Below are 18,517 nucleotides of genomic sequence, written 5' to 3'. Positions count from 1 at the left end.
GCGATGAGCGACAAGAGTGCCCTTCCCGATTTACCTGCCGGCTGGACCGGCACTGCCCCCGACGCCGACGCACTGTTCGCGATGGCCGAGGCTGCGCTGGCAACGATGCCCGACGTGTTCAAGCCGCATATCGAGGGCGTGGTTATTTCGATCGAGGAATTCGCCGACGATGAGGTGCTCGCGTCGCTCGACATCGAGCATCCCCATGACCTGACCGGCCTCTACGAAGGCCGCCCGCTGACCGAGCGCAGCATCGGCGAAAGCGGCGGGATGCCCGACCGGGTGACGCTCTATCGCATCCCCATCCTCGTCGAATGGATCGAGGCCGGCGAGAAGCTCGAATGGCTGGTGCGCCATGTGCTGATCCACGAAATCGGCCATCATTTCGGTTTTTCCGACGAGGATATGCACGCGCTGGAAGATATGGCGTGACTGAATTGCTGCGGCTGGGCGACGTCGCCTGTATTCGCGGCGACCGGCTGCTCTTTGAAAGCCTGTCGCTGACGCTGAACCGCGGCGACGCGCTGTCGCTGCGCGGTCCCAATGGTGCGGGCAAGTCGAGCCTGATCCGGCTGGCGGCTGGCCTTTTGCGTCCCGCCGCCGGGACCGTCGAGCGCCGCGAACGCGTCGCGCTGATCGACGAGGCGGCGGCGCTCGATGCCGAGCTTCCCTTGCGCCGCGCGCTCGATTTCTGGGCGCGGGTCGATACGGTCGACGGGCATAGCGTCGACCGCGCGATGGACGCGATGGCGCTCGCGCCGCTTGCCGAGGTGCCCGTGGCAATGCTGTCGACCGGGCAGCGCAAGCGCGCCGCGATGGTGCGGGTGATCGCGAGCGGTGCGCCGATCTGGCTGCTCGACGAGCCCGCGAACGGCATGGACGACGCGGCGCAGGCGCGCTTGGTCGCCGCGGTTGCGAAACATCGGGCGAATGGCGGGGCGGTGATGCTGGCGTCGCATTTCGCGCTCGGGATTGCCGATCTAGCCGAACTCGACATGGGGGCACTCGCTTGACCGCCCTCATCGCCCTCTTCTGGCGCGATCTTCGCCGCGCGTGGGGCAGCGGGGCGCTGTGGCTGCCGGTGCTGTTCTTCCTGCTCGTCGCGACGGCGTTTCCGTTCGCGGTCGGGCCCGATGCGCCGCTGCTGCGCCGCGCGGGTGGCGGGATGGTCTGGGTCGCGGCGCTCCTCGCGGCGCTGCTCCCGATCGACCGGCTCGTGCGCCCCGACAAGGATGCGGGTGTTCTCGACCAATTGGCGGTCCGAGGATTTGCCGACGAGGTGATCGCGGCCGTGAAGATCGGTGCGCATGCTATTGGTTTCGGGCTGCCTTTGTTGATCGCGCTTCTTCCTGCATCGGCGCTGCTCGCGCAGGACGCGGCGCGCGTCGAAACGCTCGCGGCGGGGATTGCCATCGCGGTTCCGGCGCTCGCCTCGCTCGCGGTGCTGAGCGCCGCGCTGACCGCGAACCACAAGGGCGGCAGCGCGATCGGCGGGCTGCTTGTGCTACCGCTCGCGGTGCCGCTGCTGATCTTCGGCGCCGGGATGCTCGACCCGTCGGGGCGCGGCGCGGTGAAGCTGCTCGCGGCGACGAGCCTGCTTTTGACCGTGATCGGGCCGTTCGCGGCGGGTGCGGCGCTGCGGGGCCTGCGCGAATGACGCGCCAATCGCTCGCGCATGTCGCGCTCGTGGTGCGCGATTATGACGAGGCGATCGACTTCTATGTCGGGACGCTGGGTTTCACACTCGTCGCCGACGAACATCAGCCGGCGCAGGACAAGCGTTGGGTGCTGGTGGCGCCGCCGGGCAACCCGCCGGGCGGCGCGACGATCCTGCTCGCGCGCGCGGCGACTGCGGAGCAGGCGGAATTTATCGGCGATCAGGCGGGCGGGCGCGTCTTCCTGTTCCTGCAGACCGACGATTTCGCGCGCGACTATCGGCGGCTGCTCGATAAGGGCGTGCGGATCGAGCGCGAGCCGATGGAGGCGGAGTATGGCACCGTGGCGGTGTTCCTCGACCTTTACGGCAACAAGTGGGATTTGATCGAGTTTCGTGGAGCGGGATGACGAAAGCTGGACGAGCATTGTCCGCTAACCACGCCAAAGCGGCCCATAAGAAAAGGGCCGGAGTTTCCCCCGACCCTTCCCTTAAATCGTTATGGTGCCGATCAGGCGCCGACGACTTCGGTCGTATCGATTTTCACGCCCGGGCCCATCGACGACGACAGCGCGACCTTGCGGACATACTTGCCCTTCGCGCCGGCCGGCTTCGCCTTGACGATCGCGTCGACGAAAGCGTCGAAGTTCTGGCGGAGCTTTTCCTCGCCGAACGACAGCTTGCCGAGACCGGCGTGGATGATGCCGACCTTTTCGACGCGGAATTCGATCTGACCGCCCTTGGCGGCCTTCACGGCTTCGGCGACGTTCGGGGTGACGGTGCCCAGCTTCGGGTTCGGCATCAGGCCCTTCGGACCCAGCGTCTTGCCGAGGCGGCCGACGATGCCCATCATGTCCGGCGTCGCGATGACGCGGCCATAGTCGAGGTTGCCCGCGAGCATGTCTTCCATCAGGTCTTCGGCACCGACCTTGTCGGCGCCGGCGGCCAGCGCCTTGTCGGCATTGTCGCCGCGCGCGAACACGGCAACCTTGACGTCCTTGCCGGTACCGGCGGGCAGCGTCACGACGCCGCGGACCATCTGGTCGGCGTGGCGCGGATCGACACCCAGGTTCATCGCGATTTCGAGCGTTTCGTCGAACTTGGCGGTCGCGAGGTCGCGCACCAGCTTGATCGCTTCGTCGACGCCATGCAGCTTCAGCGCGTCGACCTTGCCCTCGAGGGCCTTCTGCTTCTTGGTCAGCTTAGCCATGGGTTCAGCCCTCCGTCACTTCGAGGCCCATCGAGCGGGCGCTGCCTTCGATGATCTTCGTCGCCTGTTCGATGTCGTTGGCGTTGAGATCCTTCATCTTGATCTCGGCGATTTCGGCGAGCTTCGAGCGCGCGATCTTGCCGCCGCTGATCTTGCCGGGCTCCTTCGAACCCGATTTCAGGTTCGCGGCCTTCTTGATCAGATAGGTCGCCGGGGGCGTCTTGGTGACGAACGAGAAGCTCTTGTCAGCGAAGACGGTGATGATGGTCGGGGTCGGGGTGCCCTTGTCCATGCCGTCGGTCGCGGCGTTGAACGCCTTGCAGAATTCCATGATGTTCACGCCGCGCTGACCGAGCGCCGGCCCGAGCGGCGGCGACGGGTTGGCGGTGCCGGCGGGCACCTGCAGCTTGATGTAGCCGCTGATCTTCTTGGCCATGATGGCCTCCTTTCTTTCTGTCGCCCCGGGCCTTGGCTCGGGGCTCAAAATAAGCGGTCAAGCAGAAGGGCATCACCCCTTCCTCCCGCGCGGAATCGCAACCGTGTCTGATGCGAAGCGGCGCCTTTAGAGCCAAAGGCGCCGGAAAACAAGCCTTATTGGGGGCGGTAGCGGATCAGGCCTTCCTGCGCGACGGTCGCCATCAGCGTGCCGTCGCGGCGGTAGATCGATCCGCGACACAGGCCCCGGTCGCCGCCCGTCCACGGGCTGTCCATCACGAAGACGAACCAATCGTCGACGCGCACTTCGCCGTGGAACCACATCGCATGATCGAGGCTGGTCGATACCAGGCCCGGGGTCCAGAAACTGACGCCGTGCGGCAGCATCGCCGACGACAAGAGCCCCATATCGGATGCGAAGGCGAGGAAACCGCGGTGCAGCAAGGGATCGTCGCCGATCGGCGATGCGACGCGGAACCATTGATAATGCTGCGTCGCGCGGTCCGAAGCCGGCGGACGAAAGCTGCGCACCTCGAACGGGCGGCTGCGCGCCATATGCGCGAGCTGGCGGTCCGAAATATGCGGGTCCGCCGCGATGAAGTCGGTGAAATCCCAGCATTCCTCGGGCGGCAGCAGTTCGGGCATCGCGACCTGGTGCGACAGCCCCTCGGCCGGGATCTGGAACGAGGCGGTCAGGTTGAAGATCACCTTGCCGTCCTGACGGACGACGACGCGGCGGTTCGAAAAGCTGCGGCCGTCGAAGTCGCGGTGGAGTCGGAAGTGCAGCGGCTTCGTCTCGTCGCCGCCGCGTAGAAAATAGGCGTGCAGCGAATGCACCTGCTTGTCGGGATCGACCGTCCGCGCCGCGGCGGTCATCGCCTGCGCGATGACCTGCCCGCCGAAAATCCGGTCGCGCGAGGTCGTCGGCCGCGCCGGAAAGGTGAATTCATCGTCGACGCCCGGAACGGCGTCGAGGTCGAACAGACGCGCGACCGCGCCGACCACCTTGTCGGCGGGCGTGCTGCTGTTGATTTCACGCGCAAGATCGAGGCGCGCCTGCAGCTCTTCGGGCGTAAGGCTCATGCGCAATTCCCCCGGGCTGGGACCGCCCGCGCCCGCGTGGGCGCAGCGACGTTACTTGAAGCGTTCGACCTGTTCGAAGTCGAGTTCGACCGGGGTGGCGCGTCCGAAGATCGACACCGACACCTTGACGCGCGCCTTTTCGAAATCGAGTTCCTCGACCAGCCCGTTGAAGCTGGCGAAGGGACCGTCGAGCACCTTGACCTGATCGCCGATTTCATAATCGACGCGGATTTCGGTCTTCGGACGCGCTGCGGCCTCTTCCTTGCTGTTGAGGATACGCGCGGCTTCGGCTTCGCTGATCGCCTGCGGCTTGCCCGACGAACCGAGGAAGCCCGTGACCTTTGGCGTGTTCTTGACCAGGTGATAGACATCGTCGGTCATCGTCAGCTTGGCGAGGACGTAGCCGGGGAAGAATTTGCGTTCGGCCTGGACCTTCTTGCCGCGCTTGACCTCGGTGACGGTCTCGACCGGCACCTCGACCGCTTCGACGAAGTCGGTCAGGCCCATGCGTTCGGCTTCGGAAAGCACCGAATCGCGAACCTTGTTCTCGAAACCCGAATAGGCGTGAATGATGTACCAGCGCGCCATGTCTATCCGTATCCTGTCCCTGTAACCGCGGGCGTTAGCGCGCGAGCGACGTCAGCCAGCTGACGATCGCGTTGAAAACCGTGTCGACGCCAAGGAAGAAGAGCGAAAGGATCGTCGTCATGATCAGCACCATGATCGTCGTCTGCACCGTTTCGCGGCTCGTCGGCCAAACGATCTTGCGAGCTTCGGCGCGCACCTGATTGATGAACTCAGCCGGGCTGGTCTTGGCCATGTCGATCGTCCTGTCCTTGCAACGTCAATGATCCGGGCCAGATGGGTTGCCGCCGCCCGCGCGTCAAGCGCGCTTTGGGCAATAGTCCGCCCACCCTCCCCGAGCATGTCGGCGAAAGGCGGAAAGGGAACGGCGCATCTGTCCGAATGAAGCGGCCTTTACTTGGGCGGCGCCGGGATTGCAAGCGCGGGCGCACGGGTGAGTTCGCGTTGCATCCAGAGCAAGAGACCCACCATGATCATCCAGCTCGCGGTCGGTTGCAGCGCGAAGATCAGATGCAGCTCGCGCGCCGCCGCCTTGCCGTTCTGCGGGTCGAAACCGACGAGATCGAGCGCCGCATAGCTGACCGCGATCGCGGCGGCGACGCCGAATTTGGCCATCAGGTTCAACAGCGCGAAGAGGAAGGCCGACCGGTTTCGCCCGCAACGCTCGCTATCGCGCGGAATCAGATCGGCGAGCATCGAGTAGGTGAAAAGCAGCCCGACGAAGCCGGTGCCGAGCATCAGCGAGAAGCCGACCGCCTGCCCGAGCCCGCGTGGCTGCTGCGCCAGAGTCGCGACGAGCAGGCCGCCGATCAGCAGCCCCATCGCCATCATCATCGGCGGCTTGCCGAAGCGGCGCGCGAGGAAGGTCCAGAGCGGCGACGCCAGCGCCCCGCCGATGAAGCTCGCGAACAGCAGGACGGCGCTCTGCGCATCGAGGTCGAGCACAGCGGCGGCGAAGAAGACGAAGAGCGAGGTCAGCGACCCGAAGGCAAAGCTGTTGAGAAACTGCACCCCGAGCAGCAGCATCAACGGCCGGAAGGATAGCGACGCGCGGATTTCGTGCCGCCATCCGAAGCCGGATTCGGCCACCACCGTGCGCGGCGGCACGCGGCGGATCGCGAAAAGCGCGATCGGCACCAGCAGCAGGAAGAGGCTGGCATAAGCCATGATCCGCCCTTGCAGGCTGAGCCCCGGGATTAGAAGCTGCGCCGCGGCCGGCGCGGCGAAAGCGAGGATCAACGCGATTTTCGCGAACCAGTCGCGCATGCCGTAGAGGAGCGCGCTGTCCGCCGGTGAACGGACGAGCGCCGATCCCCACGACAGCTGAGCAACCTCATAGAGACTGTAACTCGAATAGAAGAGCACCATCATCAGGAAAAGCGCCGCGAAGGGCAGCTGATTGCCGATGGTGACGAGCGCGAGCAGCAGCAGCGACAGGGGAAGCAGCGCCAGCAGCATCCAGCGCCGGTGCGCACCGAGCCCCGTGCGCACGCGGTCGACCATCGTTCCGATCAGCGGATCGACGACGCCGTCCCAGATCGTCGTGAGCGAAAAGAGCAGCCCGACCAGCGCGACCGAAATCGCTCCGCCCTCGGCGATATAGGGCGGCAGATAGACGCTGAACGGCAGGCCGAGCATGACCGTCGGCCCCGCGGTCGCGGCATAGGCGGCGACAGTGCGCGGCCGCAAGTCCGAGGTTTCAGAGGCCGCAGCGGCTGATGGCAGGGCGGTACTGGCCAAGATGCGAAGCTCCCGAAACGGAAGCCGCAGGTTTTCAGCTATTAACAATCATGTCAATACCAATGCGCGGCGCAAACGCCTTACCGGATCTTGAAATGCGAGAGGAACGGCTGGAGCCGCCAGTCAATCTGCTCGCTGTCCAGCCATTCGACCTCGATCCCCATCAGCGTGTTCAGCATCGAATCGCCGACGACAATATCGAAGAACAGGCGCGCGGCGGCGTCCGGGCGATCGATCTCGGCCTTGCCGGTGGCCGCCCATTCGGCGAACAGTTCGATCAGTTCCTCGAGCGCGGGCACATGAAGGTCGAGGTAGATCTGCATCGCGAATTCATGATCGCGCAAACTTTCGGATATCAGCATGCGCATCAGGGCGACGGCGTGCGGCGATTCCATCAATTCGCTCTGGCGATGCGCATAACGTTTCAGGATTTCGACGCTCGACAGCCCCCGGATCGCGTCGCCGTCGAGCGACCTGAGCATGGCTTCGTCGCACCAGCGGGTCGCGATCGCGCGAAGCAGCCCCTGCTTGTTGCCGAACAACTCATAAAGCGTCGCGAGCGACCCCCCCGAACGTTTGACGATTTCGGCAAGGCTGGTGCGTTCATAGCCCTGTTCCAGAAACAGCGACTCGGCCGCGTCGAGAATGGCGCTTTGCCGCCGCTCGCGTGGTGTTGAATACCTATCCATTTGACATAAAGTCGATTCCGACATGCCCAATTGTGCTCCCCGTCTCTTGCCCTTTTTTGTAATTTAAATTACACGGCCCCTCAGCGCAAGCTTTTGCGTATATAACAATCCCGCACAACTGCGATTTTTCAGGGGTCCTTATGAGTCGCGTCCGTCCTCTCAGCTGCGCCGCCGGCGCTGCGCTGGCCTTTCTGCTGGCCGCCTGCTCGGCGGAAGCGCCCCCCGCGCCTCCGCCGCCCGAGATCAATATCGTGACGATCCGCACGCAAGCCGTGCCGAACGTCATCGAACTCCCGGGCCGGGTGCAGGCGTATCGCACGTCGGAAGTGCGCGCCCGCGTCAATGGCATCGTCGAGCGGCGGCTGTTCAACGAGGGCAGCTATGTCCGCGCCGGCACGCCGCTGTTCCGGATCGATCCGCGCGAGTTGATCGCGACCGCCAATGCGGCGCGCGCCCAGCTTGCCCGCGCGCAGGCGACCGCCGCCAACGCCCGGCAGGTCGTCGGCCGGTACCAGCCGCTGCTCGCCGACCAGGCGATCGGCAAGCAGGAATATGACGCCGCGGTCGCCGCGCAGCGCACCGCCGAGGCCGACGTCGCCGCCGCACAGGCCAATCTGGAATCGGCGCGCCTGAATCTGGGCTATGCGTCGGTCACCGCACCGATTTCGGGCCGCGCGCGCCGCGCCGAAGTCACCGAAGGCGCGCTGGTCAGCGCAGCGCAAGGCACGCTGCTGACGACGATCGAGCAGATCGACCGCGTCTACGTCAATTTCGGCCAGTCGAGCTCCGATCTTCTGGCGATCCGCGGCGATATGGGTTCGGGCAAGGTCAGCGTGCCGGAACTCGAACGCGTCGAGGTCCAGCTGATCCTCGAGGACGGCAGCGCCTATCCGGTAACCGGCCACCTCGACTTCCTCGATCTGTCGATCGACGAAGCGACGGGCACCGCCGCGCTGCGCGCCGAATTCCCCAATCCCAACTCGGCGCTGCTGCCCGGCCAGTTCGTCCGCGCGCGCATCTTTGCCGGCAATCGCGCCGACGGCGTGCTGATCCCGCAGCGCGCGGTCAAACTGGCGGAGGATGCGGCGAGCGTGATGGTGCTCGACGCCAAGAATGTCGCGACGCCACGCCCGGTCAAGCTGGGCACGATGGTCGCGGGCCAGTGGGCGATCCTAGAAGGGCTGAAGCCCGGCGACCGCGTGATCGTCGACGGGCTGCAAAAGGTCCAGCCGGGCGCGCCGGTCCGCGTCGCCCAACCCAAGGGAGCGGCGCCCGCCCCCGCGGCGAAGCGCTGACCTGATATGACCCCCCGCTTCTTCATCGACCGGCCCATCTTCTCCTGGGTCATCGCCATCGGCATCCTGCTCGCCGGGATCATCGCGCTGCGCGGCCTGCCCGTGGAGCAATATCCGTCGGTCGCGCCGCCGTCGCTGACGATCAGCGTCACCTATCCAGGCGCCGACGCGGGCACGCTCGAACAGAATGTCACGCAGGTCATCGAGCAGGAACTGAACGGGGTCGAGGGCTTCCTCTACATGGCCTCGACCAGCGAATCGAATGGCACCGCCTCGATCACCCTGACCTTCGAGGCCGGGACCGACATCGACAATGCGCAGATGGAGGTGCAGAACCGCCTGCGCCGCGTCGAACAGCGCCTGCCCGAAGATGTCCGCCGCCAGGGCATTTCGGTGACCGAAGCCAATTCGGGCTTCCTGCTCATCGTCGCGATCACCTCGAAGACCGGCAACACCGACCCGATGGAGATCAACAACTTCGCCAACACGCGCGTGCTCGACGAGCTGCGGCGCGTGAACGGGGTCGGCAATGTTCAGGCCTTTGCACCCGAATATGCGATGCGCATCTGGCTCGATCCGCAAAAGCTCGCCTCCTATAACCTCTCCGCCGCCGAAGCGCTGGGGGCGGTGCAGGAACAGAATAGCCAGACGCCGGGCGGCCAGCTTGGTGACCAGCCGATCGCCAAGGGTGCGCAGCTCAACGCCGTGATCACGACGCAGGGCCGCTTCACCAAGCCCGAGCAGTTCGAAAGCATCATCCTGCGCGCCAACCCCGACGGGTCGGCCGTGACGCTGGGCGACGTCGGCCGCGTCGAGCTGGGCGCCGCGAGCTATCTCTTCTCGTCCGAGCTCAATGGCAAGCCGATGGCGGGCCTCGCGGTCCAGCTGACCCCCGGCGCCAACGCGCTGTCGACCGCCGAGGGCATTCGCGCGCAGATGGAGGAACTGGCGAAGGGCTTCCCGCCCGATGTCACCTGGTCGATCCCCTATGACACGACGCCCTTCATCAGCCTGTCGATCGAAGAGGTGGTGAAAACGCTGGCCGAGGCGATGCTGCTCGTCTTCCTCGTCATGTTCCTGTTCCTCCAGAACTGGCGCGCGACGGTGATCCCGACCGTCGTCGTGCCGATCGCGCTCGCGGGCGCGTGCCTGGGGCTCTGGATGTTCGGTTTCTCGATCAACGTGCTGACGCTGTTCGGCATGGTGCTCGCGATCGGCATCCTCGTCGATGACGCGATCGTCGTGATCGAGAATGTCGAGCGCATCATGAACGAGGAGCATCTGCCGCCCTATGAGGCGACGGTGAAGGCGATGGGCCAGATCACTTCGGCGATCGTCGGCATCACGCTCGTGCTTATCGCGGTGTTCATCCCGATGGCCTTCTTCCCCGGCTCGACCGGCGGCATCTATCGCCAATTCTCGATGACGCTCGCGATCTCGATCGCCTTCTCGGCGCTGCTCGCGCTCACTCTGACGCCGGCGCTGTGCGCGACGCTTCTGAAACCGCACGACCAGACCGAGCGCAAGGGCCGTATCGGGGCCTTCGCCGATCGTTTCTTCGGCCGCTTCAACGACTGGTTCGGGCGCACGACCGATCGCTATCAGGGCAGCGTCGGCAAGATGCTGGCAGCGCCGCTGCGCTGGCTCGGCGTCTTCATCGCGATGGTCGCGGTGACCGCATTGCTCTTTTTCCGCCTGCCGGGTTCTTTCCTGCCGCAGGAAGACCAAGGCTATCTGATCACCGTCATCCAGGCGCCGCCGGGCGCAACCACGCAGCGCACCGGCGAGGCAACCAAACAGGTCAAAGCCTTCTTCGCCGAACAGCCGCAGGTCGCCAATGTCGTGTCGGTCAACGGCTTCAGCTTCTTTGGCCAGGGCCAGGCGAATGCGATCATGTTCACGCCGCTCAAGCCGTGGGACGAGCGCAAGGGCGCCGAAAACAGCGCCGATGCGATCGCGGGCAAGGCGATGGGCGTGTTCATGGGGATCAAGGAGGCGTTCGTCTTCTCGCTGAGCCCGCCGTCGATCCCCGAACTCGGCACGTCGAGCGGCTTCACCTTCAAGCTGCAGGACCGCGGCGGCAACGGGCGCGACGCGCTGATCGCCGCGCGCAACCAGATGCTCGGCGGCGCGATGCAGAGCAAGCTGCTCGCCAACGTCCGCCCCGAAGGCCAGGAGGATGCGCCGGTGCTGAAGGTCGATATCGACCGCATCCAGGCGCGCGCGCTCGGCCTGTCGATCGGCGACGTCAATGCGACGCTCGCGATCAGTTTCGGCAGCGCCTATGCCAACGACTTCACCCGCGAAGGCCGCGTGCTGCGCGTGCTGCTCCAGGCCGACGCCGCGAGCCGGATGACCCCGCAGGATGTGCTCGACCTGCGCGTCCGCAGCGCGAACGGCGGCATGGTGCCCTTCGGATCGTTCAGCACCGCCGAATGGTCGGCCGAGGCGCCGCAGCTCCAGCGGTATAACGGCTATCCCGCGATGACGATTTCGGGCGAGCCCGCGCCGGGCCAGTCGACCGGCGAGGCGATGGCCGAAATGGAACGGCTCGCGCAGCAGCTTCCCGCCGGCTTCTCGTTCGAATGGACCGGCATCTCCTATGAGGAGAAGCAGTCGGCGGGACAGATCGGCATGTTACTCGGGCTGTCGCTCGTCGTCGTCTTCCTGCTGCTCGCAGCACTCTATGAAAGCTGGTCGGTGCCGGTCGCGGTGCTGCTCGTCGTGCCGCTCGGCGTGCTGGGCGCAGTGCTCTTCTCGATGCTGCGCGGGCTTTCGGCCGACATCTATTTCAACGTCGGCCTGATCACGATCATCGGGCTCGCGGCGAAGAATGCGATTCTGATCGTCGAATTCGCGATCGAGCAGGAAGCCGAGGGCAAGTCGACGCTCGATGCGGTGATGGAAGCGGTCAAGCTCCGCCTCCGTCCGATCATCATGACCAGCCTCGCCTTCATTCTCGGCATGGTGCCGCTCGTCATCGCGAGCGGCGCGGGCGCCGCCAGCCGCATCGCGGTCGGATCGGGCGTGATGGGCGGCATGATCGCCGCGACGCTGCTCGGCATCTTCTTCATCCCGCTCTTCTATCTGTCGGTGCGCAAATGGCTCAGCCGCAAGCGGCCCCCTGCCCCCGCCGAGAAAGGCCATCATGAGGAGCCCGGCCATGCGTAACCTGATCGCGCTCGCCGCGGCGACGACGCTCGCCGGCTGCGTCAACATGGCGCCGAAGCACGAGCGCCCGCCGCTGTCGACCGCCGCCGACTATCCGGCCGAATTCGCCGGCGACGTGACGCTCGGCCAGCGGGCCACCGACGTCGCGTGGCGCGACTTCTTCGCCGACCCGCAGCTCGAGGTGCTGATCGAACAGGCGATCGCTCGCAACCGCGACCTTGCGGTGGCGGTGGCGCAGATCGAGGAAGCGCGCGGCCTTTATCGTATCCAGGACGCCGATCGCCTGCCGACGGTGGGCGCGAGCGCCGATGCGACGCGGACGCGCAGCCAGCTGGTCCCGAACACGGACCCCGCGACGACCAACCGCTATTCGGTCGGCGTCGGCGTGACCTCGTTCGAGCTCGATTTCTGGGGGCGGGTCAAGAATCTGTCCGAAGCCGCGCGCAGCCAGTATCTCGCGACCGAAGCGGCCGAGCGGGCGTTCCGCCTCGCGCTCGTCCGCGACGTCGCCTCGACCTATTTCTCGTCGCGCGGCGCCGAGGAGCAGATCGAGCTGGCCGAAGCGACGGTGACGAGCCGCAAGGAAGGGCTGCGCATCGCCAAGCGCCGCCTCGACGCGGGGGTGACTTCGGCGCTCGACTATCGCCAGTCGGAGACGCTGCTGACGCAGGCAGAGACGCAGCTCGCGAGCCTGAAGCTCGGCAAGGCGCAGGCCGATAATTTCCTCGCCGTGCTCACCGGCGGGCCGGTCGCGGGGCCCCTGCCCGCCCCGCTGCCGCTCGTCGCGCAGGCGCAATCGCCGACGCTGACCGCCGGGCTGCCGTCGGATCTGCTCGTCGCGCGGCCCGACATTCTCGCGGCCGAAGAGCGGCTGCGCGCCGCGCGCGCCAATGTCGGCGCTGCGCGCGCCGCCTTCTTCCCGTCGATCTCGCTGACCGGCAATCTCGGTTTCGCGTCGCTGTCGCTCGACAATCTGTTCACCGACGACAGCATGACGTGGAGCTTCGGTCCGTCGATCAGCCTGCCGATCTTCGATTTCGGGCGCAACAAGGGCAATCTGACCGTCGCCGAAGCGCGCGAGAATATCGCGATCGCGACCTATGAGCGCGCGGTGCAAGGCGCTTTTCGCGAGGTCGCCGACGCGCTTGCCGGGCGCCGCTACCTCGCCGAACAGGTCGAAGCGCAGGAGCGCGGCACGCTCGCGACCCGCCAGATCGCCGACCTCGCGCGCAAACGCTATCGTGAAGGCGTGTCGACCTACCTCGAAGTGCTCGACGCCGAGCGCAACCTGTTCGCTGCCGAACAGACGCTGATCGAGACGCGCCGCGCGCAGGTCGACAATCTGGTCACGCTCTATGTCGCGCTCGGCGGCGGGCTGGTCGAGCGCCGGTAAGAGCGGCATCGTGAGCGCCGAAACCCCGGCCCTGCTCAAGGACATATTGGGGCCGCGGGCGCTGGAGACCATTGCCGATGCGGGGTCGGCGGCGTCGCCGCGCTTCGACCGCGGTGTTTTTCTGCGCGCCGCGTCGGATGGGCTCGACGCGCTGTCGATCATGGAGCGCGTGCGCCATATCGCCGATGCGCTCCATCCCGCGCTGCCTGGCGATTATGGGGGCCGCCTCGATATCCTTCGGGCGATGGCGCCGCGATTGACCCACGGGTTTCAGGCGATCGCGATCACCGAATATGTCGCGCGCCATGGCCTCGTTGATTTCGACGCGTCGATGGAGGCGCTCGCCGACCTCACGCGCTTTGGATCCGCCGAATTCGCGATCCGCCCCTTTCTGGCGGCGGATACTCCTCGCGCGCTGACGGCGATGACCCGCTGGACCGGCAGCGACGACGAGCATCTGCGCCGGCTCGCGAGCGAAGGCGCCCGGCCGCGTCTGCCCTGGGCGGCGCGTGTGCCGGCGCTCAAGGCCGATCCGACCTTGGCGGCGGCGATCCTCGAGGCGCTCAAAGCCGATACCAGCCTTTATGTTCGCAAATCGGTCGCCAACCATCTGAACGACATCGCCAAGGACCAGCCCGACTGGCTGCTGGCGCGCCTCGCCGCCTGGCCGCAGGGCGACCCGCGCACCGCATGGATCGTCCGCCACGCGTTGCGCACGCTGATCAAGAAGGGCGATCCCGGCGCATTCGCACTGATCGGCGTCGGGCATGGCGCGGCGGTGCTCGTGCGCGATTTCGCCATCACTCCCGCGACGGTGCGGCTGGGCGACCGGATTTCGATCAGCGCGGACATTGTGTCGGATTCGCCTGACAACCAGCCCCTCGTAATCGATTACCGCATTCATTACGCCCGCGCCGGCGGGAAGACGGCGCCGAAAGTGTTCAAGCTCAAGAGTTTCGAGCTGGCCCCGGGCGCCGCCGCCACCATCCGTATCGGGCAGACGATCCGCGATTTCAGCACGCGGCGCCATCATCCGGGGCGGCATGAGGTCGAGTTGATCGTCAACGGCCGGACGATGGCGACTGCGGCCTTCGACTTGTTACCGAACTGATGCCACAGCCTATGGAGGCGTCGTCATGGGCGGCGGCGGCTCCACTTCGACCGGTTCGGGCTCCCGGTCCTGAATCGGCAGACGCAGGTCGATGCGGCTGCCGTTGATCTCGGTCGAGATCACGGCGTCGCCGCCTTCGAGGCCGACGCGCGTCCGGTCGCCGATCGGGATGTCGCTGATATCGGGGATATCGAGCGGTTCGACCGGACCCGCGGGATCGGCGCGTCGGGGACGCGGCGCCGCTTTCCTGCCCGATGCCTCGGTCATGAAATCGCGCCAGATGCGCGCGGGCATGCCGCCGCCCGATATGCCGCGAAGCGGCGTATTGTCGTCGTTGCCGATCCACACGCCGACGACGAGGTCGTTCGCATAACCGACGAACAGCGCGTCGCGATTGTCCTGCGTCGTGCCGGTCTTGCCATAATTGGCCTGCGGCAATCGCGCGGCACGGCCGGTGCCGCGATTGACCGCGGCGCGCAGCATCGTCTCGATATCCTCATGCTCGCTCGATCCGAACCGCGACGGTCCGGAGATCAGATTTTCGAACCAGCCCATTTCGGCCTCCTTGAAGGCGTGCGGTTCGACTGGATAGCTGTTCGCCGCGACCGCGGCATAGGCGGCGGTGAGTTCGAGCAGCGTCATGCTCGACGTGCCGAGCGCGAGGCTGGGATCGCCCTTCGGCAGCGGCGCGGTGACGCCCAGGTCGCGCGCCATCGCGATCACCTTTTCGTCGCCGACGTCGCCGAAAAGGCGCACCGCGGCGACGTTGCTGGACGAAGCGAAGGCGTCTTCGAGACTGATGTCCGTCGAATAGGCGCCGCCCGAATTTTTGGGGCGGTAGGAACCGGTTTCGATCGCGCTATTGTCGATCCGGTCGTCCGGTTCCCAGCCCGCATCGAGCGCCGCGAGATAAACGAACAGCTTGAAGGTCGAGCCGGGCTGGCGCCGCGCCTGCGTCGCGCGGTTGAAGGGCGATGCGGCATAATCCTTGCCGCCGATCATCGCGACGACTTCGCCGTTCGGGCGCATCGCGACGAGCGCGACCTGCGCCTTGCCGAGCCCCGCACGGCCCGTCACGCGGCGCGCGATCGATTGCAGCCGCGCGTCGAGCGTCGTCGTGATCGTCTGGCGCGAATAGCCGACGTCGCTCAATTTGCGCGCGGCGGGCAGTGCCCAGTCGGCGAAATAGGTGCCGGTGGGCAGCGTATTGCGCGTGCGCACGTCGATACGCGGGGTGCGGATCGCCTTGGCCTCGCGCTCGGTCATATAGCCTGTGTCGACCATCGCGTTCACGACGAGCTTCATGCGCTTTTCGGCAAGGTCGGGATTACGCGTCGGCGCGAGGCGCGACGGCGCCTGCACGAGCCCGGCGAGCATCGCCGCCTGCGCGGGGGTCAGCTTTTCGGGGTGGCGGTAGAAATAATGCAGCGAAGCGGCGCGCAGGCCATAGGTATTGTCGCCGAAATAGGCGTTCGAGAGATAGCGTTCGAGAATCTCGTCCTTGGTCAGCCAGGCTTCGAGCCAGAAGGCGATCAGCGCCTCGCGCGCCTTGCGCCCGAGGGTGCGTTTGGGCGTCAGGAAGGTAAATTTCGCAAGCTGCTGGGTGATCGTGCTGCCGCCCTGCGTGCGGCCGCCGGTGACGTTGCTCCACACCGCGCGCGCGATGCTGCGCGGGTCGATTCCCCAATGGCTGTAGAAACGCCGGTCCTCGATCGCGAGGAAGGCGCCGGTGACATGTTTCGGAAGCTTCTTCGCCTCGACCGGCGCATCGACGATCGCGCCGGCGCGCGCGATCGGCGTGCCGTCGGAGGCGAGCAAGGTGATCTGTGGCGGCGCGATCGGCTCGAGCGATTTCGACAGCGGCGCGGTGAGCGCGAGCCAGCCGACGAGCAAAAGGAATGTGACGCAGAAGATCGCGAAGCCGCGCGAAAGGCGGCGCATCCATTTGCGCCGCCGCGTTTCGGGAACGGGCGGCGGCTCAGGCGGCGCCATGTCGGCAAAGGGCCCGCCAGGCGTCATTGCAAGGGCGGGGTCGGGGCTGTCGGGTTTACGAAACCAGGTCATGCTTGGCACCGTATTACAGTCCCAATACAGCATTAGCAAATGGTTGTCGCGGCCGCCGATCAGTTGGCGGGATCGTCACGGTCCTGTTGCCGGGCGGCGCCTTCGTCCTTCTTGATAAAGCTCATCTTGCCCTGCGGCTCAAGGATCGCCCAGGCGACATCGGATATCCGGCCGATCCCCGCAAGCCGCATTTCGGAGAGGATTTCGTCGCGCGTCAGCCGGTCGCGGCGCAGGTTTTCGGTAACGATCGCACCGTCGCGCACGACCACGCGCGGCGTTCCTTCGAGCAGATCCTTCGCGCGCGGGACCAGATAGGCGGTCCAGCTGAGCACCAGCGCCCAGAAGGCGAAGGTGCAGATCGCGAGCGTCGCGCCGGTCAGGCTGAAATCATTGTGCGTCACCCCCTGCTGAATGAGGTCGCCGAGCACGACGAGCACGACAAATTCGAACGGCGTCATCTGGCCGAGCTCGCGCTTGCCGAGCAGGCGGATCAGCAGGAACAGGACGAAGAACATCACCGTGGCGCGAAGGACGATATCCATCAGGGAAGCACCTTTATCCGCAGCGGCATCGCGCCGATGCGCCGCTCACCGTCGAACACCGCGATCTCGCCGCGCGTGCCCGCGAACAGCGGCGGGTTGATCTGCCCGTCGATCTTGACGTGCAGGCGCTCGCCGGCACCAAGCGGGCCGTAGGAGAAATGGAAACGCCCGTCCTTGAAGCTCTCCTCGCCGGGCGCCGGAATCATCGTGTTGACCGTCATGTCGTGCCACAGCGCGGGCGTCACCGCGATCACCGCATCATCGAGCGGAGCCCCGGCGGTCAGCGTCACATCGGTTTCGAAGAATTCGCCGTTGCGGATGACCACCGGCGTCTTGACGGTCAGGCGGGCATCGCCGAAATCGGCCGTGCGCGGCGGGCTCGGCTGGCCGCCAGTAACCCCGAGCGTGGCGGCGAGCAGCAGGCTGCCGAGGAGGAGGATCGAGATCGGGCTGGCGTGCCGATCCCAAAAACGTCTGCGCGAGGGCCGCGCGTCCTCCAATCCTTCGAGCGCCTGCATCCGATCCTCCTGCCCGGCCGCGGCCGCGACCGGCCGAGAGCCCATATTGGACGCTTGGCGCGGTGGTTCGTTCCCGCAGGTTCAGGGGTCGGCGGCGCTCTTTCGGGGTCCGATCTAGGCGGCGTTCGCGAGCGTGTCGCGCGCGACGCGTTGCAGCGCCGCGGCCTGCGCATCCGACAGGCCAAGCTCGTCGGCGCCCTTTTCCTTCGGGCCGAGCGTCGTCGGATCGATGCCGGTAACGGCGCCGAAGGTAACGAGCGCCGAGAGATAATAGCCCGCGACGCTCGCGTGATAATGGTCGTACGCCCAGAGGTCGAGTTGGCCATAGCCGATCCCGTCATAGGGATTGGGATCGGCGACGTCCTCGCGCATCGCGCGGTTCCACGCCTGTCCGACCGGCAGCACACCCGCCACGGCGGGGTTGGCGGCGCGCGCGCGGTCGGCGGCGGCGCGAAGGTCTTCGGCCATCGCCGAGACCGGCTTGCCGTACCAATGCCCCTTGGGCTTATAGGTCTGGTCGGCGCGCGTCCAAGCCGACACGAGGCGGATGTCGACGGCGGGATTGCGCGCCCTGAACAGCGCGCTCAGCCGGGCGACGTCGCGCAGATAATTGGTTGGATCGCCGGGCTTCGCGCGGTCGAGCGTGCTGAGTTCCTGAAGCACGACGACATCCCAAGACCGGTCGAACAGCGCGCGCCGCTCGTCATAATGAAAGCCGAGCGTCTTTCCGCCCTGCGTCTCGAGGCTGACGCGATAGTCGAGCCCCGCCTGTTCGGTGAACAGCTTGAACAGCGCGGGCACGCCGCCATAGCCCGCCTTGTTGAGATCGGTCACCGAGCCCGCGCGCCAGTTGCGCGCCGCCGAATGCGCGCCCTGCGTGAAGCTGTTGCCGATGAAGAGGATGGTTTTCGGTGCCGCCTTGGGCTCGGCCGCGGATGCGGCGGCTTCACCATGCGGGGCAGTGCTGGCGACCGCCTGGCCGGGCGCGCACCCTACCAGCGCCAACAGCACCGCTCCCGACATGGCC

19 protein-coding genes are annotated in these 18,517 nt (G+C 66.3%); 8 read left to right on the top strand and 11 right to left on the bottom strand.

Annotated elements, in window-relative coordinates; translation table 11 throughout:
• Positions 1–3: 3 nt before the first annotated feature.
• The 4 genes from VFG17_RS13750 to VFG17_RS13735 are packed head-to-tail and all read left to right on the top strand — an operon-like array spanning position 4 to position 2,064.
• On the top strand, positions 4–432 hold the full coding sequence (locus VFG17_RS13750) for a metallopeptidase family protein (RefSeq protein WP_325029954.1): 429 nt from the start codon (positions 4–6) through the stop codon (positions 430–432).
• Positions 429–1,013, top strand: coding sequence for a heme ABC exporter ATP-binding protein CcmA (gene ccmA, locus VFG17_RS13745; RefSeq protein ID WP_325029953.1), 585 nt, complete (start codon positions 429–431; stop codon positions 1,011–1,013). The genes VFG17_RS13750 and ccmA overlap by 4 nt, the downstream gene beginning before the upstream one ends.
• Positions 1,010–1,657: a heme exporter protein CcmB gene (locus VFG17_RS13740; protein WP_325029952.1), complete on the top strand. Its 648-nt coding sequence runs from the start codon at positions 1,010–1,012 to the stop codon at positions 1,655–1,657. The genes ccmA and VFG17_RS13740 overlap by 4 nt, the downstream gene beginning before the upstream one ends.
• A complete protein-coding gene (locus VFG17_RS13735) occupies positions 1,654–2,064 on the top strand; it encodes a VOC family protein (RefSeq protein ID WP_325029951.1) in 411 nt (136 codons plus the stop codon). Before VFG17_RS13740 ends, VFG17_RS13735 begins: the two co-directional genes overlap by 4 nt.
• A 101-nt stretch (positions 2,065–2,165) precedes the next feature.
• Here the strand turns inward: VFG17_RS13735 and rplA are convergent, their stop codons facing one another.
• The 7 genes from rplA to VFG17_RS13700 form a co-directional block, all read right to left on the bottom strand.
• A complete protein-coding gene (gene rplA / locus VFG17_RS13730; RefSeq protein WP_325029950.1) occupies positions 2,166–2,864 on the bottom strand; it encodes a 50S ribosomal protein L1 in 699 nt (232 codons plus the stop codon).
• 4 nt (positions 2,865–2,868) lie between these two features.
• Positions 2,869–3,300, bottom strand: a complete 432-nt coding sequence (gene rplK / locus VFG17_RS13725; protein ID WP_003049146.1) for a 50S ribosomal protein L11 — start codon at positions 3,298–3,300, stop codon at positions 2,869–2,871.
• Positions 3,301–3,455: 155 nt separating this feature from the next.
• Positions 3,456–4,382, bottom strand: a complete 927-nt coding sequence (locus tag VFG17_RS13720; RefSeq protein WP_325029949.1) for an acyl-CoA thioesterase II — start codon at positions 4,380–4,382, stop codon at positions 3,456–3,458.
• 51 nt (positions 4,383–4,433) lie between these two features.
• Complete coding sequence (gene nusG, locus VFG17_RS13715) at positions 4,434–4,970, bottom strand: transcription termination/antitermination protein NusG (RefSeq protein WP_037554037.1); 537 nt, start codon at positions 4,968–4,970, stop codon at positions 4,434–4,436.
• A gap of 34 nt (positions 4,971–5,004) precedes the next feature.
• The gene (gene secE / locus VFG17_RS13710; RefSeq protein WP_037554036.1) at positions 5,005–5,202 is read right to left on the bottom strand and encodes a preprotein translocase subunit SecE; all 198 of its coding nucleotides are present in this window, start codon (positions 5,200–5,202) and stop codon (positions 5,005–5,007) included.
• 158 nt (positions 5,203–5,360) lie between these two features.
• Positions 5,361–6,707, bottom strand: a complete 1,347-nt coding sequence (locus VFG17_RS13705; protein ID WP_325029948.1) for an MFS transporter — start codon at positions 6,705–6,707, stop codon at positions 5,361–5,363.
• An 80-nt stretch (positions 6,708–6,787) separates the two neighbouring features.
• On the bottom strand, positions 6,788–7,396 hold the full coding sequence (locus VFG17_RS13700) for a TetR/AcrR family transcriptional regulator (protein ID WP_325029947.1): 609 nt from the start codon (positions 7,394–7,396) through the stop codon (positions 6,788–6,790).
• A 140-nt stretch (positions 7,397–7,536) separates the two neighbouring features.
• Here VFG17_RS13700 and VFG17_RS13695 point away from each other — a divergent pair, with 140 nt between their 5' ends.
• The 4 genes from VFG17_RS13695 to VFG17_RS13680 are packed head-to-tail and all read left to right on the top strand — an operon-like array spanning position 7,537 to position 14,366.
• Complete coding sequence (locus tag VFG17_RS13695; protein ID WP_325029946.1) at positions 7,537–8,691, top strand: efflux RND transporter periplasmic adaptor subunit; 1,155 nt, start codon at positions 7,537–7,539, stop codon at positions 8,689–8,691.
• 6 nt (positions 8,692–8,697) lie between these two features.
• Entirely contained in the window at positions 8,698–11,862 is a 3,165-nt protein-coding gene (locus VFG17_RS13690; protein ID WP_325029945.1) for an efflux RND transporter permease subunit, read from the top strand.
• On the top strand, positions 11,855–13,255 hold the full coding sequence (locus VFG17_RS13685; RefSeq protein ID WP_325029944.1) for an efflux transporter outer membrane subunit: 1,401 nt from the start codon (positions 11,855–11,857) through the stop codon (positions 13,253–13,255). Before VFG17_RS13690 ends, VFG17_RS13685 begins: the two co-directional genes overlap by 8 nt.
• Before the next feature lie 10 nt (positions 13,256–13,265).
• Positions 13,266–14,366 (top strand): DNA alkylation repair protein, encoded by a 1,101-nt coding sequence (locus tag VFG17_RS13680; protein ID WP_325029943.1) that lies wholly within the window; start codon positions 13,266–13,268, stop codon positions 14,364–14,366.
• A 9-nt stretch (positions 14,367–14,375) separates the two neighbouring features.
• Here VFG17_RS13680 and VFG17_RS13675 read toward each other — a convergent pair whose 3' ends face one another.
• From VFG17_RS13675 to VFG17_RS13660, 4 genes are all read right to left on the bottom strand, one after another.
• The gene (locus VFG17_RS13675) at positions 14,376–16,430 is read right to left on the bottom strand and encodes a transglycosylase domain-containing protein (RefSeq protein ID WP_325029942.1); all 2,055 of its coding nucleotides are present in this window, start codon (positions 16,428–16,430) and stop codon (positions 14,376–14,378) included.
• A gap of 59 nt (positions 16,431–16,489) precedes the next feature.
• Entirely contained in the window at positions 16,490–16,972 is a 483-nt protein-coding gene (locus VFG17_RS13670; RefSeq protein WP_325029941.1) for a DUF421 domain-containing protein, read from the bottom strand.
• Positions 16,972–17,535 carry a hypothetical protein gene (locus VFG17_RS13665; RefSeq protein ID WP_325029940.1) on the bottom strand — a complete coding sequence of 188 codons (564 nt, stop codon included), beginning with the start codon at positions 17,533–17,535 and terminating at the stop codon, positions 16,972–16,974. The genes VFG17_RS13670 and VFG17_RS13665 overlap by 1 nt, the downstream gene beginning before the upstream one ends.
• 69 nt (positions 17,536–17,604) lie before the next feature.
• A complete protein-coding gene (locus tag VFG17_RS13660) occupies positions 17,605–18,513 on the bottom strand; it encodes a DUF4886 domain-containing protein (protein WP_414712954.1) in 909 nt (302 codons plus the stop codon).
• Positions 18,514–18,517: the final 4 nt, after the last annotated feature.

It is taken from the genome of Sphingopyxis sp. (genome assembly GCF_035686825.1).
Taxonomy (GTDB): Bacteria; Pseudomonadota; Alphaproteobacteria; order Sphingomonadales; family Sphingomonadaceae; genus Sphingopyxis.
This window is presented reverse-complemented; position numbering and strand designations above follow the sequence as displayed.

What these genes read in the sequence shown, in the direction of transcription:
- VFG17_RS13675 (WP_325029942.1), bottom strand. Translation starts at nt 16,430, where the DNA reads ATGACCTGGTTTCGTAAACCCGACAGCCCCGACCCCGCCCTTGCAATG.
- rplA (WP_325029950.1), bottom strand. Translation starts at nt 2,864, where the DNA reads ATGGCTAAGCTGACCAAGAAGCAGAAGGCCCTCGAGGGCAAGGTCGAC.
- VFG17_RS13660 (WP_414712954.1), bottom strand. Translation starts at nt 18,513, where the DNA reads ATGTCGGGAGCGGTGCTGTTGGCGCTGGTAGGGTGCGCGCCCGGCCAG.
- VFG17_RS13685 (WP_325029944.1), top strand. Translation starts at nt 11,855, where the DNA reads ATGCGTAACCTGATCGCGCTCGCCGCGGCGACGACGCTCGCCGGCTGC.
- VFG17_RS13735 (WP_325029951.1), top strand. Translation starts at nt 1,654, where the DNA reads ATGACGCGCCAATCGCTCGCGCATGTCGCGCTCGTGGTGCGCGATTAT.
- nusG (WP_037554037.1), bottom strand. Translation starts at nt 4,970, where the DNA reads ATGGCGCGCTGGTACATCATTCACGCCTATTCGGGTTTCGAGAACAAG.
- VFG17_RS13670 (WP_325029941.1), bottom strand. Translation starts at nt 16,972, where the DNA reads ATGGATATCGTCCTTCGCGCCACGGTGATGTTCTTCGTCCTGTTCCTG.
- VFG17_RS13690 (WP_325029945.1), top strand. Translation starts at nt 8,698, where the DNA reads ATGACCCCCCGCTTCTTCATCGACCGGCCCATCTTCTCCTGGGTCATC.
- VFG17_RS13750 (WP_325029954.1), top strand. Translation starts at nt 4, where the DNA reads ATGAGCGACAAGAGTGCCCTTCCCGATTTACCTGCCGGCTGGACCGGC.
- VFG17_RS13700 (WP_325029947.1), bottom strand. Translation starts at nt 7,396, where the DNA reads ATGGATAGGTATTCAACACCACGCGAGCGGCGGCAAAGCGCCATTCTC.
- VFG17_RS13665 (WP_325029940.1), bottom strand. Translation starts at nt 17,535, where the DNA reads ATGGGCTCTCGGCCGGTCGCGGCCGCGGCCGGGCAGGAGGATCGGATG.
- rplK (WP_003049146.1), bottom strand. Translation starts at nt 3,300, where the DNA reads ATGGCCAAGAAGATCAGCGGCTACATCAAGCTGCAGGTGCCCGCCGGC.
- VFG17_RS13695 (WP_325029946.1), top strand. Translation starts at nt 7,537, where the DNA reads ATGAGTCGCGTCCGTCCTCTCAGCTGCGCCGCCGGCGCTGCGCTGGCC.
- VFG17_RS13720 (WP_325029949.1), bottom strand. Translation starts at nt 4,382, where the DNA reads ATGAGCCTTACGCCCGAAGAGCTGCAGGCGCGCCTCGATCTTGCGCGT.
- secE (WP_037554036.1), bottom strand. Translation starts at nt 5,202, where the DNA reads ATGGCCAAGACCAGCCCGGCTGAGTTCATCAATCAGGTGCGCGCCGAA.